This window comes from Azospirillum sp. A23 (assembly GCF_042938965.1).
In the GTDB taxonomy this organism is placed as follows: Bacteria; Pseudomonadota; Alphaproteobacteria; order Azospirillales; family Azospirillaceae; genus Azospirillum; species Azospirillum melinis.
Genome location: NZ_CP170666.1, coordinates 1 through 13,399, shown reverse-complemented (window position 1 = coordinate 13,399; position 13,399 = coordinate 1). Strand labels below are relative to the sequence as shown.

Annotated in this window: 10 protein-coding genes; 6 read left to right on the top strand and 4 right to left on the bottom strand. The window is 68.2% G+C overall.

Annotated elements, in window-relative coordinates:
* Positions 1 to 91 precede the first annotated feature (91 nt).
* Both ABNQ40_RS09325 and ABNQ40_RS09320 read left to right on the top strand, forming a co-directional pair.
* A complete protein-coding gene (locus ABNQ40_RS09325) occupies positions 92 to 544 on the top strand; it encodes an Rrf2 family transcriptional regulator (protein WP_109050617.1) in 453 nt (150 codons plus the stop codon).
* Between the two features lie 227 nt (positions 545 to 771).
* On the top strand, positions 772 to 1,476 hold the full coding sequence (locus tag ABNQ40_RS09320; protein WP_109491029.1) for an SDR family oxidoreductase: 705 nt from the start codon (positions 772 to 774) through the stop codon (positions 1,474 to 1,476).
* Positions 1,477 to 1,562: 86 nt separating this feature from the next.
* On the opposite strand, the gene ABNQ40_RS09315 is transcribed toward ABNQ40_RS09320, so the two are convergent.
* From ABNQ40_RS09315 to phoU, 3 genes are all read right to left on the bottom strand, one after another.
* A complete protein-coding gene (locus ABNQ40_RS09315) occupies positions 1,563 to 2,855 on the bottom strand; it encodes an adenylosuccinate synthase (protein WP_098738202.1) in 1,293 nt (430 codons plus the stop codon).
* A 147-nt stretch (positions 2,856 to 3,002) separates the two neighbouring features.
* Positions 3,003 to 4,169: an ATP phosphoribosyltransferase regulatory subunit gene (locus ABNQ40_RS09310; RefSeq protein WP_109050616.1), complete on the bottom strand. Its 1,167-nt coding sequence runs from the start codon at positions 4,167 to 4,169 to the stop codon at positions 3,003 to 3,005.
* Positions 4,170 to 4,380: 211 nt separating this feature from the next.
* Positions 4,381 to 5,166: a phosphate signaling complex protein PhoU gene (gene phoU / locus ABNQ40_RS09305; protein WP_109050614.1), complete on the bottom strand. Its 786-nt coding sequence runs from the start codon at positions 5,164 to 5,166 to the stop codon at positions 4,381 to 4,383.
* Between the two features lie 301 nt (positions 5,167 to 5,467).
* Between phoU and ABNQ40_RS09300 the strand changes: the two genes are divergently transcribed.
* The 3 genes from ABNQ40_RS09300 to ABNQ40_RS09290 are packed head-to-tail and all read left to right on the top strand — an operon-like array spanning position 5,468 to position 10,102.
* The gene (locus ABNQ40_RS09300) at positions 5,468 to 6,187 is read left to right on the top strand and encodes a hypothetical protein (RefSeq protein WP_247879873.1); all 720 of its coding nucleotides are present in this window, start codon (positions 5,468 to 5,470) and stop codon (positions 6,185 to 6,187) included.
* 25 nt (positions 6,188 to 6,212) lie between these two features.
* The gene (locus ABNQ40_RS09295; RefSeq protein ID WP_109050613.1) at positions 6,213 to 8,351 is read left to right on the top strand and encodes an adenylate/guanylate cyclase domain-containing protein; all 2,139 of its coding nucleotides are present in this window, start codon (positions 6,213 to 6,215) and stop codon (positions 8,349 to 8,351) included.
* Between the two features lie 53 nt (positions 8,352 to 8,404).
* On the top strand, positions 8,405 to 10,102 hold the full coding sequence (locus ABNQ40_RS09290) for a ShlB/FhaC/HecB family hemolysin secretion/activation protein (RefSeq protein ID WP_247879872.1): 1,698 nt from the start codon (positions 8,405 to 8,407) through the stop codon (positions 10,100 to 10,102).
* A 92-nt stretch (positions 10,103 to 10,194) separates the two neighbouring features.
* Here the strand turns inward: ABNQ40_RS09290 and ABNQ40_RS09285 are convergent, their stop codons facing one another.
* Positions 10,195 to 10,854, bottom strand: a complete 660-nt coding sequence (locus tag ABNQ40_RS09285) for a cold-shock protein (RefSeq protein WP_247879871.1) — start codon at positions 10,852 to 10,854, stop codon at positions 10,195 to 10,197.
* Between the two features lie 411 nt (positions 10,855 to 11,265).
* Between ABNQ40_RS09285 and ABNQ40_RS09280 the strand changes: the two genes are divergently transcribed.
* Entirely contained in the window at positions 11,266 to 13,146 is a 1,881-nt protein-coding gene (locus tag ABNQ40_RS09280; RefSeq protein WP_109050612.1) for a right-handed parallel beta-helix repeat-containing protein, read from the top strand.
* The last annotated feature ends 253 nt before the right edge of the window (positions 13,147 to 13,399 follow it).

Sequence of the window (13,399 nt, the reverse complement as noted above, 5' to 3'; positions counted from 1 at the left end):
AATAGCGGACCGGTACGAAATGTTAACCACCGAAGCTTTAGATCGGGGCGGAGCACCCAACCGCCGCCGCAATAATACGGATTCCGCCGGAATGCTGTCGCAGAAAGCCAAATACGCGTTGCGTGCCCTGATCATGCTGGCGGAGAAGGACAATGGCGACCTGATCCTGATCGCCGACATCGCGGAGCGCGAGAACATCCCGCGCAAGTTCCTCGAAGCGATCCTGGTCGAGTTGCGCAAGGAAGGCATTCTGTTCGCCAAGCGCGGCAAGAGCGGCGGCTACCGGCTTGCCCGCCCGGCCGCGGAGATCACCTTCGGCGAGGTGATCCGGCTGATCGACGGGCATCTGGCGCCGATTCCCTGCGCCAGCAAGGCGTCCTTCCGGCCGTGCGAGGACTGCATCGATACCGAGACCTGCTCGGTCCGCTGGCTGATGGTCCAGGTCCGCGACGCCACCGCCGCCGTGCTGGACAATCAGACATTGGCCGACGCCCTGCGTCATCGCCAGTCCACCGGCAACATCGCCGCCAATTTCGACATCTGATATTATCGAGCGGAAAGCCTGACACATCAGGCTTTCCGCTTGCCCTCAATCGTCGGGCGCGGCCATCCGGCCGCTTGCCTGCGCAGGCATGGGCCTGCGGGGCCGCAGTCGCGGCCCTTACCGCTCCGCAGTTCCCCCGCAGTTCCAAGGCCGCCGCTGAAATCGCATTTGAGACGGCGGCCGGCCGCCCTTATGGTTGGGCAACTGCAGGATTGGGAGGAATGAGCATGTCCGACGAAAAGGTTGCCGTCATCACCGCCGGCGGCAGCGGCATGGGGGCGGCCTCGGCGCGCCGGCTGGCGGCCGACGGGTTCAAGGTCGCGATCCTGTCCTCCTCCGGCAAAGGCGAGGCCCTGGCCGCGGAACTCGGCGGCATCGGGGTGACGGGGTCGAACCAGTCGAATGACGACCTGAAGCGGCTGGTCGATGCGACGATAGAGCGCTGGGGCCGCATCGACGCGCTGGTCAACAGCGCCGGCCACGGTCCGCGCGGCGCCCTGCTGGAGATCAGCGACGAGGACTGGCACCGCGGCATCGAGGTCTATTTCCTCAACGTCGTGCGGGCGGTCCGGCTGGTGGCGCCGATCATGGTCGGGCAGAAGGCCGGCTCCATCGTCAACATCTCCACCGCCTGGGCGTTCGAGCCGAGCGCGATGTTCCCGACCTCCGCCGTCGCCCGGGCCGGTCTGGCCGCCTACACCAGGATCTTCGCCGAGCAGTATGCGGCGGAGAATGTGCGGATGAACAACGTCCTGCCCGGCTGGATCGACAGCCTGCCAGCGACCGAGGAACGGCGCCAGAGCGTGCCGATGCAGCGCTACGGCAGCAGCGAGGAGATCGCCGCCACGGTGGCCTTCCTGGCCTCGCCGGGCGCCGGCTATATCACCGGCCAGAACATCCGGGTCGACGGCGGGCTGACGCGGTCTGTTTGATCGGGCTGGCCTGACCTGAGACCGCGGAAACGAGAAAGGGCCGGCGGAATGCCGGCCCTTTTTCTTCAGGAGAACCTCCCGCCAGATCAGTCGGCGAAGGGGTCCGTCATCAGGATGGTGTCGTCGCGTTCCGGGCTGGTCGACAGCAGGGCGACCGGGGCCTGGATCAGCTCCTCGATGTGGCGGACATACTTGACCGCCTGGGCCGGCAGCTCCGCCCAGGAACGGGCGCCGCGGGTGGTGTCCTTCCAGCCTTCGAAGGTCTCGTAGATCGGCTCGACGCGGGCCTGGGAGCCGGCGTTCGACGGGTAATAGTCGAGCTCCTGGCCGTCCAGCCGGTAGCCGACGCAGACCTTGATCTCGTCGAAGCCGTCCAGCACGTCCAGCTTGGTCAGGGCGATGCCGTCGATGCCGCCGGTCTTGATCGCCTGGCGGACCATGACGGCGTCGAACCAGCCGCAGCGGCGCTTGCGCCCGGTGACCACGCCGAACTCTTTGCCCTTCTGGCCGATCAACTCGCCGATCTCGTCCAGCAGCTCGGTCGGGAAGGGACCGGAGCCGACGCGGGTGGTGTAGGCCTTGCAGATGCCCAGCACATAGCCGACGGCGCGCGGACCCATGCCGCTGCCGGCGGCGGCGTTGCCGGCCACCGTGTTGGAGGAGGTGACGTACGGATAGGTGCCGTGGTCGATGTCCAGCATCGTGCCCTGGGCGCCTTCGAACAGGATGCGCTTGCCGGCGCGGCGCAACTCGTCCAGCTGCTTCCAGACGACGGCGGCGTAGGGAAGGACCTGCGGGGCGATCTCGCGCAGCGGCTCCAGGATGTCGGCCGGGGTCATCTCCGGCGCGCCCAGCGCGCGGAACAGCGCGTTGTGGTGGGCGAGCAGGGCGTCGACCTTCTCCACCAGCACGGCGTCGTCGGTCAGGTCGCACAGGCGGATGGCGCGGCGGGCGACCTTGTCCTCATAGGCCGGGCCGATGCCGCGGCCGGTGGTGCCGATCTTGCCGGCGCCCTTGGCCTCTTCCCGCGCCTTGTCGAGCGCGCTGTGCACCGGAAGGATCAGCGGCACGTTCTCGGCGACGATCAGGTTTTCCGGGTTGACGGTGACGCCCTTTTCCTTGATCGCGTTGACTTCGCGGATGAAGGCCCAGGGGTCGAAGACGACGCCGTTGCCGATGACCGACAGCTTGCTCTGGCGCACCACGCCGGACGGCAGCAGGCTCAGCTTGTATTCGACGCCGTTGATCACCAGCGTGTGGCCGGCGTTGTGACCGCCCTGGAAGCGCACCACCACATCGGCCCGGCTGGACAGCCAGTCGACGATCTTGCCCTTGCCCTCGTCGCCCCACTGGGCGCCGACCACCGCAACGTTGGCCATCTCTCGTCTCCGCAAAACTTCAAAAAGGAACCGCTCAGCCTCCCGATCCACCGCAGGGTACCATCCGCGCGGCGTGGGGGCCCGTTCACCCTGAACCCAACTCGCTTGAACCCAACTTCTGTGAACGCAAGTCGTTTGAACCCAGGGTCACCCGACCGGCTTGACGTCCCCGCCTGCCAGCCAATGGCCGCAGTGGAGCCGTCTGGCTTCCGCGGCCGCATCGGCCACCGGGGCAAGCCCGGCGACCGTCACCCATCCGTCGGCCCGCAGCCTGCGTGCCGTTTCCCAGCCGCTGCCATGCGGCACGTAAACCCGGCCGGGCGCCTTGGCCGCCGGAACCGCGCGCAGCAGCGTATCCATGTACAGCGTGAATCCGGTCGCCGGCTCCCCGCGCCCATCTCCCTTGGCTTCACCCTGCGCGCCGGCGCGGTAGCGCCCGCCCTGGCCCAGCTCGCCCGCGGCGCGGGAGAACAGGGTGAAGCTGAGGCCGGTCTGGTATTCGAAGCCGCGATGCTCGACCAGATCGATGGTCACCGTCAGGTCCGGCATCGCCGCGCGCAGCAGGGCCAGCGTGTCGGTCAGCCGGCGGCGGTCCTTCTCGGCCCCCTCCGGCAGCGGCAGGGCGACCAGCGCCTGCATGGCGCGGTCGGCGGGACCGGACGCGCTCATCAGCGTTTCCAGCAGCGAGGCGGCGGGACCGCCGACGGCCGCCACGGCGGCCGAGTCCTTGCGGTCGAGTGCGGCGCGCAGCTGCCGGATCTCATCCTCGCCCAGCCCGAGGCCGGCGCAGATGCGCGACACCATGGTCGGCACGCAGAGATCGACCGACAGGTGCGGCACGCCGATGGCGGTCAGCGCCTGGACGGCCAGCAGGACCACCTCGGCGTCCGCCTCGGCCTCCAGCGCGCCGATCAGCTCGACGCCGACCTGGGTGAACTGGCGTTCGGGGCGCAGCTGCGATCCCTTCACCCGCAGCACCTGCCCGGCGTAGCACAGGCGCAGGGGCCGGGCCTCGTTCTTCAGGCGGGTGGTGGCGATGCGGGCGATCTGCGGGGTGATGTCGGCGCGGACCGCCATCATCCGCTGCGAATGCGGGTCCATCAGCCGGAAGGTCTGCTTGGACATCACGGCACCGGGGCCGGAGAGCAGGTTCTCTTCGAACTCGACCAGCGGCGGATCGACGCGGCGATAGCCCTGCGCGGCGAATTCCGCCAGCAGGCGTTCGACGGCGGCCGCCTCATGCGCCGCTTCGGACGGCAGCACGTCGTGCAGTCCGGCGGGAAGCAGGGCGGAGCTCAGTGCGTCGGCGGGCATGACCAGCGTGTCTCGTTGCAGGCAGGGAAAGGGATGCCGCGGCTGATGTCGGGCACACGGGGCGGGCTAATACCCGACCCCCGCGCCGCATGCAAACGGAAAAGCCCCGCACCGTGGCGGTATCTCCCCTGCGCGTGTGAATTCGCCTCCGTCGCCGGACAAAGTGTCGCTGCCGGCGGAGGTCCGGGCAAGTGCGCAGGCGGGCGGCGGATCAGCCGGCGTCGGCGGGGCCCGCATCCCCGTCCGTGTCCTCGTCGTCGGGAGGCAGGGCAAAGCCGTTGCCCGGCGCCATCGGCGTGACGACGGCGAAGCTGCTGCCGTCGTTCTTCGGGCGCAGCACCGTCAGGGGGCTGCCGACCACCAGGAAATGGATGATCTCGGCGATGTTGGTGGCGTGGTCGCCGATGCGCTCCAGATTCTTCGCCATGAACAGCAGGTGCGTGCAGGGCGTGATGTTGCGCGGATCCTCCATCATGTAGGTGAGGACCTCGCGGAACAGGCTGGTGTAGAGGTCGTCCAGCTCCTCGTCGCGCTCCCAGGCGGCGATGGCCTTGTCGACGTCGCGCTCGATGTAGGCGTCGAGCACCTCCTTCAGGATCGCCTCGACCAGCCGGCCCATGCGCGGGATGCCGGCCGCCGGCCGCACCACCGGCACCTGGGCCAGCGCCAGCGACCGCTTGGCGACGTTGGCGGCATAGTCGCCGATGCGCTCCAGATCGGCCGAGACCTTCAGGGCCGAGACGATCTCGCGCAGATCCTGGGCCATCGGCTGGCGCAGCGCCAGCAGCCGCACCGCCTCCGCGTCGATGTCGCGCTCGTAGGCGTCGAGCCGCGCGTCGGCCTGCATCACCTGGGAGGCCAGCCCGACGTCGCGGCGGGTCACCGCCTTCACCGCGGCTTCCACCTGGGCTTCGGCCACGCCGCCCATCTGGGTGACGAGGTTGGACAGACGCTGCAATTCCTGCGCGAAGGAGCGGACGATGTGTTCGGTACCCATGTTCGGTCGCGACGCTCCAATGATGTCCGTCCCATCCGGCGGGTCCCGGAAGGCCGCCACGCGCGGGAAGTGTATATTAGCCGGTGGTCATGACGGCGTTGTGGCGGGAGTATTTCACTTTCTTGACAATAGGATGTCGTCGGGATGACGGGAATCTACTGGCGGCATCGCTGTGACCGGGGGCCGCGGCGGCGTATTGGATTTGAAGTACCCCGGTAACTTCGCTAAAGGGAACGGCAGCTATAGTGATTCCGTCCGTAGGGGGTGCAGCCCCCTGCACTGACCGGGAGGCCGTTTTTCCATGTCCGTCGCCATGTTCGTCGCGTTCCAGATGCCCGTCCGCTCCGCCGTTGCCGGAACCCTGCTTCTGCTGGCTGCATCGCCGCTGGCGCTCGCCGCGGATCCGGCTCCGGCCCCGGCTGCACCCACCGCATTGGTTGAGGATGTGTCGGACGGCGTCGACGGCGTGCAGCCGATGGATTACCTGGCGGCCGGCCGCACGCTCACGTTGAAGGCCGGGCAGACGCTGACGCTGAGCTATCTGGAATCCTGCGTCAACGAGACGATCACCGGCGGTTCGGTGATGGTCGGCGCTCGCGAATCGGCGGTGCAGGGCGGCAGCATCGACCGCCACACGCTGCCCTGCGACGGCGGCAAGCTGCTGCTGGCCTCCAACGAGGCGGGCAAGGCGGGGGTGACCGTCTTCCGCAGCGCCCCCATCGCCCTGCCGGGCATGAAGGCGCCGCTGCCGAAGCCGGACCTGACCCTGTTCAAGACCCATCCGGTGCTGATCCTGTCGGCGCCCGGCCCGGTCACCATCGACCGGCTGGACGTGCAGGGCATCGCGCTGAGCACGGTCAATGTTCCCGGCACCACGCTGGACACCGCCAAGAGCGGCGCCGGGCTGGAGCCGGGCGGGCTCTACAAGATCGCCGCCGGGCAGAAGTCCTTCGTCGTGAAGATCGATGAGAAGGCCGCGGCCGGCGGCGGTCCGGCGCTCGGCCGGCTGATCCGGTTCTGAGCGGCGGGCGCGGCCGTTGAACGGGATGAGGCTGCCCCGGCGCGTCCGGCTGGTCCTGCTCGGCGCGGTGGCGCCGGCGGTCGCATCGCTTCTGGTGCTGGCGGCCTCGTCCATGTTGCAGGGGCCGTCGATCGACAGTCTCTATTGGCTGCGGGAGCGGGTGCATGGCCCGCGGCCGGCCCCCGACCCCTCGCCGGTGGTGGTGGTCGGCATCGACGAGGAGACCTACCGCCGTCCGCCCTTCGCCGGCACGCCGCAGGCGCTGTGGGGGCCGCGGCTGGGCACCGTCCTCGGCGCCATGCTGGATGGCGGGGCGGCGGCCATCGGCCTCGACCTCGTCCACCCGACCTCGGTCGAGACGCTGATCCCGGGCTTCGAGCGCGATTACCTGCTGACGCTTCGCCGCGGCGGCAAGGAGGGGCGGCTGGTGCTGGCCAAGGTCCAGCATCAGAGCGACCCGCTGATGCCCTACCGCGGCTATACGATCGCCGCCGGGGTGAACAACGTCCGCTCGGTCAATCTGGTGGAGGATGCCGACGGCGTGCTGCGCCGCGTTCCGCTGACGCTGTCCGTCGCCGGACCCGACGGCCAGCCGAAGGCCGAGCCCGGCATGGCGGTCGAGGTCGCCTCCCGCGCGCTGAAGGCGCCGCTGGAGCGGGGGACCGACGGCTCCGCCACGCTGGCCGGCTACCGGGTGCCGGGCGGGGAGGGCAACCGGCTGCTGGTCAACCACGCCACCGCCGCCGGGTCCATCCCGACCTATTCGCTGGCCGACCTCCATGCCTGTGCCGAAGCCGGCAAGGCCGACTTCTTCGCCAGGCACTTCAAGGGCAAGGCGGTGATGGTCGGCACCGTGCTGGATGTCGAGGACCGCAAGCTCTCCTCCAACCGCTGGGTCACCAAGCCGGAGGGGATGAACCTTCCCGAACGCTGCGCCCTGCCGGTGATGAGCGAGCTGTATGTCGCCGGCCGCACCCGTGACAGCATACCCGGCGTCTACATCCACGCCGCCGCCATCTCCAACCTGATCGCGCACGATGCGCTGGAGGAGACCGGCCCGGCCGCCGCCGCGTCCCTGGTCCTGCTGCTAGCCGGACTGGCTGCCGTGGTGACGCTGGCGACCCGGCCGGCGGCGGCCGCGGCCGGGCTGCTCCTGCTGCTGGCGGGGTGGAGCGGGGTGGCGGTGGAGGCGTTCCAGGGCGGGCTGGTGCTGCCCTACCTCCAGGCGGCGCTGGCGGCGCTTCTGGTCTTCCCGCTGGCGCTCGGCTTCCGCTTCGCCGTGCTCGACCGCGACCAGCGGCACATCCGCAACGCCTTCAAGCTCTACCTGCCGGGATCGCTGATCGACGACATGATCGCGTCGGGCCAGTCGCCCAGCCTGGGCGGGGAGGAGCGCGACCTGTCCATCCTGTTCTGCGACATTGCCGGCTTCACCAAGATGTCGGAGGGGATGGAGCCGGAAGCGCTGGTCGCCGTGCTGAACCGCTATTTCACGGTGATGACCGACATCATCGAGGCGCATGGCGGCTTCGTCGACAAATACATCGGCGATGCCGTGCTGGCGGTGTTCGGCGCCCCTTACGCCATCGACAACCATGCCCGCGCCGCGGTATCGGCCGCGCTGGCGATGCGTCAGGCGATGGCGGACGACCCGACCCTGCTGGCGACGGCCAGCGGGCGCGGTTCCAACCGCACCGGCATCGCCACCGGTCCGGCGCTGATCGGCAACATCGGCTCGCCGCGCCGCTTCAACTACACGGTGATGGGCGACACGGTGAATCTGGCCTCCCGGCTGGAGGGCGCCAACAAATACTACAACTCCGTGCTGATGGTCAGCGGCGAGACCGTGCGCCATCATGGCGACCCGGAGGCCTTCCGCGCGCTCGACATCGTGCAGGTCGTCGGCCGCAGCGAGCCGGTCGAGGTGTTCGAGCCGCTGTCCGAGGCCCGCCGCGCCGATCCCGAGGACCGTGCCCAGCGTGCCGCCTACGCCTCGGCGCTGGAGCACTGGCGTGCCGGCCGGTTCGAGACCGCGGCTGCCGGTTTCCGCGCGCTGGTGGCCGTCGACGGTGCCGCGCTGGCGATGCTGCACAAGGCGGAAAAGCGCGTCGGACAGCCGGCCGGTCCGGACTGGGCCGGCGTGACCGCCCTCACCGACAAATAGCCTTGCGACGAAGAGCCGTGTCCCGAACCGCCCCCTCCACCATGTCGATGTCCATGTCCGCGCCCCGGCGCCTCGTCCGCCTGTCCATCCTCCTGTTGGCGGGGGTTGCAGGTCCATTGCCGGCGCTGGCCCAGGCGGTTCCGCCGGTGCTGCCGCCCTCGCTCGACCCCAACCGGCTGGAGCAGCGCTTCGAACGGCCGCCCGTGCCGCAATCTTCGCCGGAGATCGAGATGCCGGCGCCGGAGAAGGCTCCGCCGCCACGCGATGCCGAGCGCATCACCCTGACGCTGACCGAGATCCGCATCGACGGCAACAGCGTCTATGACGGCGACAGTCTGTCCGCCCTGTGGCGCGACAAGCTGGGCAAGCCGGTGACGCTGGCCGATCTCTATGCCATCCGCGACGCCATCACCGCGCGCTACCGCAACGACGGCTATGTGCTGTCCCAGGCGGTGGTGCCGGCCCAGCGCATCCGCGACGGCGTCGTCCGCCTGCAGGTGGTGGAGGGCTATGTCGACGAGGTGGTCGTCCAGGGCGAGGCAAAGGACCGGCTCGGCCTGCTGCGGCGCATGGGGGAGAAGATCAAGGCGTCTCGCCCGTTGCGCATGGCCGACATGGAGCGCTACGTCCTGCTGGCCGACGACCTGCCCGGCGTCGCGGTGAAGACGGTGCTGGAGGCGTCGCCCGACACCCCGGGCGCCTCGCGCCTGACCCTGGCGCTGGAGCGCACGCCCTTCAACGGCTTCCTGTCGCTGGACAACCGCGGCACCCGCTCCATCGGCCCGATGCAGCTGACCGGCGTCGCCACCGTCGAGGATCAGCTCGGCCTGTTCGAGCGGACCACCGCCCAGGGCATCGTCACCCCGCAGATCCGCGAGCTGCGCTTTTTCGACGTCGGGCAGCTGGTGCCGGTGGATGCCGAGGGCACGACGGTGGAATATGGCGTTCGCCGCTCCTGGTCGCAGCCCGGCGACAGCGTGCGGCCGCTCGACCTCTACAGCCTGACCACCTCCGGCCGTGTGGCGGTGTCGCATCCCTTCATCCGCAGCCGGGCGGAGACCCTGCGCGCCGGCCTCAGCTTCACCATCCGCGACAGCCGCACCGACGTGTTGGGCGATAAGCTGTCGCAGGATCGGCTGCGCATCGTCGCCGCCAACGTCTCCTACGATTTCGCCGACGGCTGGGGCGGGTCGAACTTGTTGACGGTGGAACTGTCCAAGGGGCTGGACATCCTGAACGCCACGGAATCCGGCAGCGCCAACCTGACCCGCAGCGGCGGGCGCAGCGATTTCCGCAAGCTGCTGCTGTCGGCCCAGCGCAACCAGCCCCTGACCGACCAGCTGATCCTCGCCCTCTCCGGCGAAGCGCAGTACAGCCCGGACCAACTGCTGTCGTCCGAGGAATACGGGTTGGGCGGCAAGCAGTATGGCCGCGCCTTCGATCCCTCGGAAATCACCGGCGACAGCGGCTTCGCCGGCCGGGCGGAACTGCAATACATCCTTCCGGTCCAGGAGGACGGGCTGGATTATGCGGTCGCCTATGGCTTCGGCGATTATGGGGCGGTGTACAATTACGAAGGTGGCACGCGCCATGGCCGCCGGTCCCTCGCCTCGACCGGTGTCGGCCTGCGCTTCGGGGTTTTCCAGCGCATCGATGCCAGTGTGGAACTGGCCAAGCCCTTCATCACCACGCCGTTCAGCACGCAGGACCGCGCCCCGCGGGCTTTCTTCACGCTCTCGACCAGATTCTGAGGCGAACCGGTCCACCCCATGCACGACAGCCGCCGCGCGGCCGGCCTGTTAGGGCCAACCGGCGGCGGCAAGCACCTGCGAAGGCGGTATCGTCAGATCAGCTCCACCCGCTGGGCGACCGGCGCATCCTCCGACCCGACGGCCAGATAGCGCACATCCTCGCCGTCGGCGACGATGTCCAGGCCGGACTGGCGCAGGGTGGCGCGGTCGAAATAGACGGTGGCGCCATCTTCCCACGGCTCGATCAGGCCGGACTGGCTGTCCAGATTGTACCAGCGCACCGTGCCATAGGCCATCGTCGCCGGCCCGGCCGGTTCGGACTGGCGCTCGCGCCGTTCGCGCGGCGGCTTCGGCGGACGGGCGAAGCCCTCGCCGCCATCCTCAGGCTGCGGGCCCTGTCCGGCTGCCTGACCTGCCGGCTGCCCCATCGGCTGGCCCATCGATTGGGATGCCGAGGCGGTGGCGCGCGGCGGGCGCTGGTTGCGGGCCCGCGGGGCGGGCGGGGTTTCCGGCGGCGTGGCGGAGTGAATGGCGACGACCTGGGGCCCCTTGGCGCCCTGGGCCAGATCGCAGACGACCGTCGTGCCCTCAACCGGGTTGGGCAGGGAGGCGGCGGCCAGGACCGAAGCGTGCAAGAAAGCCTCGCCGGAGCCATCGGCAAGGCGGACGAACCCAAAACCCTTTTCCGGCTTGAACCACTTTACCGTCGCGGTGACGTTCGTCGCGGTGACGTTCTTCAACTCTTCGCTCAAGACAGGTCCCTTTCACGTCCTGTAGCCGGGGGAGGGGCGGCCCTGACGCTGAACTGGGCGCGGCACCGCTGTATGACCAAGAACAAGACCCCGGCTCAGGTCAGCTTATCATAAAATTCCAGAAAATGACCAGTCCAGTGATGCCCTGTAACGCGGCGGCGACTGTCGGCATCTCTTGCCGGCCGGGTGAGGCGCGTAATGCGCGAATCCGGATGGCGAGAGCTTGTCCATAGAGAAGGTTCAGTTTCACAATTAATGCCGGATCACATTGCCAGCAATTCGTGGATGTTCATCCCATCGCATAATACCGATCTTGCAGAGCCCTCCTGTCCATCAGAGGTACTAAGGCCGTAAATAAAATTTTAACTAAAAAATTCGACTCATGCCTCCATCAGAACGGAGGAATGACTTATGACGACCACCGACCAGGCCGCTTTTTTCGTGTCCGCCAAGGGCAATGACAGCTGGTCCGGGCGGCTCGCCGCTCCCAACGCCGCCGGCACCGACGGTCCCTTCGCCAGCCTCGAGAAGGCGCGGGACGCGATGCGGGTGAGCGATGTCGACACCACCTATGTCCGTGGCGGCACCTATCGCCTGGACAAGACTCTGACACTCGACTCCCATGACGACGGCCACAGCTTCCTCGCTTATGGGAACGAGACGCCGGTCCTCAGCGGCGGAGAGCGGGTGACCGGCTTCACCTATGAAGGCAAAGGCCTTTACTCCGCCAAGCTCGCGTCGGCCAACGGCCTGGATGTCAGCATCGGCGGCGTGCGCCAGCATGCGGCGCAGACCGGCGACTTCGATCCCGCGGAGGCGGCCACCAGCGGCTGGCATGTGCTGAAGGCCAACTCGACCGGCGCCAGCAAGACCAGCTTCAACTTCTCGAACGGCGACATCCCGGCGGGCTTGAAGCCCCATGACGGTCTGGTCGTCCAGACATTCGATACGGAACGGCTGAGGGACGACATCTCGCATGTGAAGTCGATCGACCAGTATCACCACACGGTGACGCTCGACGACGCGGCCTCCTATGCTCTGCGCACCGGCGGCACCTATCGGGTGATGAACGACGCCTCGCTGATCCGCGACGCCGGTGAATTCGGTTGGCGCGCCAGCGACGGCAAGCTGGTGGTGAAGCCGGAACATGCCGCCAGCTTCCAGTCGGACGGCGTCGTCGTCGCCCGGCTCGGCACGCTGATCAAGTCAAACAACGCCAGCAATGTCAGCATCGAAGGGCTGACCTTCTCCGACACCCGTTATGACGGCGCTGCGCTGTCGATGCAGGGCGGGCACGGCAATTCGGTCGGCGGCAATCATTTCGTCAATGTCGGGACCGCGGTCTCGCTCGACGGCACCGACAACAGCCGCATCGCTGGCAACCATATGGAGCAGCTCGGCGACACCGGCGTTTCGATGATCCATGCCGCCGACGGTAACCGCATCTACGCCAACACCATCGAGCATATCGGCCAGATCACCAAGGGCGGGGCCGGCATCGGCGCCGTCGGCAGCAGCAACAGCATGGTCAGCAACAACGACATCACCGACGCCCCGCGTTACGGCGTGTCGTTCAAGGAATGGGACGACGGCCAGCTGAACCGCAACAACACCGTCCAGTTCAACAAGATCCACCATGTCGGGCAGGAGACCGCCGACGGCGGCGGCATCGAGATGCTCGGCCGCTCGGCCAAGGACATGGGGTCGGTCATCCGCGGCAACGAGGTGATCGACACCGGCGGTCTCGCCACCGACGGCAAGGGCAACTGGCTGACCGATCACAAGGGTTGGGGCATCTCGCTCGACGATCTGACCAGCGGCGTCATCGTGCGCGACAACTTCGTGAAGGGCTTCGCCTGGGCCGGCATCTATGTCCATGGCGGCGACAACAATCTGCTGGAGAACAATTTCGGCATCGCCAGCCGTCCGGAGAATGCCTTCATCCGCCTGGAATGGGTGCCCAAGGCCGGCGACGAGGCGCGCCCCCATGACAACATGGTGATCCACAACCTTGCGGCCGGCGACATGCCGATCGATCAGTATTGGAAGCTGCTCAGCCCGGGCCGGCTGACCATGGACGGCAATGTCGCCGCCAACGGCCGCGCCTTCGGTCCGAACGACGCGGTCTTCAATCCGGGTTTCCGCGACAGCGCGCATGCCGACTACTCGCTGAAGGACAAGGCTCCTGTCCTGGCCCACGGCATTCACGACCTCAGCTGGTCATCGATGGGAACCGACGGCTACCACGCCGACAGCAGCATGGCCCAGTTCTGGGACCACGCCGCCTACTGACGGGCGGGGGGCTGACGGGCAGGGGGCGTCGCGCCATGCGGCGCCCCTTTTTGGCCTCCGGTCAAAAAATCGTCATGGGAGTGAAGAAAGTTCTTGCGCGGTCCGGGGTGGGCCGCATATAAGACGCCTCCCGACGCGAACGACGCCGGCGCCGCCGAAACGGCAGCGACCGACCCGCGAACGGGAAGCCCGACAAACCGGCGCTTGACAGTCGAACCCCACAGGTTCGGCGAGGCAGCGGTTTATGCATCGG

What these genes read in the sequence shown, in the direction of transcription:
- ABNQ40_RS09315 (WP_098738202.1), bottom strand. Translation starts at nt 2,855, where the DNA reads ATGGCCAACGTTGCGGTGGTCGGCGCCCAGTGGGGCGACGAGGGCAAG.
- ABNQ40_RS09295 (WP_109050613.1), top strand. Translation starts at nt 6,213, where the DNA reads ATGAGGCTGCCCCGGCGCGTCCGGCTGGTCCTGCTCGGCGCGGTGGCG.
- ABNQ40_RS09325 (WP_109050617.1), top strand. Translation starts at nt 92, where the DNA reads ATGCTGTCGCAGAAAGCCAAATACGCGTTGCGTGCCCTGATCATGCTG.
- ABNQ40_RS09320 (WP_109491029.1), top strand. Translation starts at nt 772, where the DNA reads ATGTCCGACGAAAAGGTTGCCGTCATCACCGCCGGCGGCAGCGGCATG.
- ABNQ40_RS09290 (WP_247879872.1), top strand. Translation starts at nt 8,405, where the DNA reads ATGTCCGCGCCCCGGCGCCTCGTCCGCCTGTCCATCCTCCTGTTGGCG.
- phoU (WP_109050614.1), bottom strand. Translation starts at nt 5,166, where the DNA reads ATGGGTACCGAACACATCGTCCGCTCCTTCGCGCAGGAATTGCAGCGT.
- ABNQ40_RS09280 (WP_109050612.1), top strand. Translation starts at nt 11,266, where the DNA reads ATGACGACCACCGACCAGGCCGCTTTTTTCGTGTCCGCCAAGGGCAAT.
- ABNQ40_RS09310 (WP_109050616.1), bottom strand. Translation starts at nt 4,169, where the DNA reads ATGCCCGCCGACGCACTGAGCTCCGCCCTGCTTCCCGCCGGACTGCAC.
- ABNQ40_RS09300 (WP_247879873.1), top strand. Translation starts at nt 5,468, where the DNA reads ATGTCCGTCGCCATGTTCGTCGCGTTCCAGATGCCCGTCCGCTCCGCC.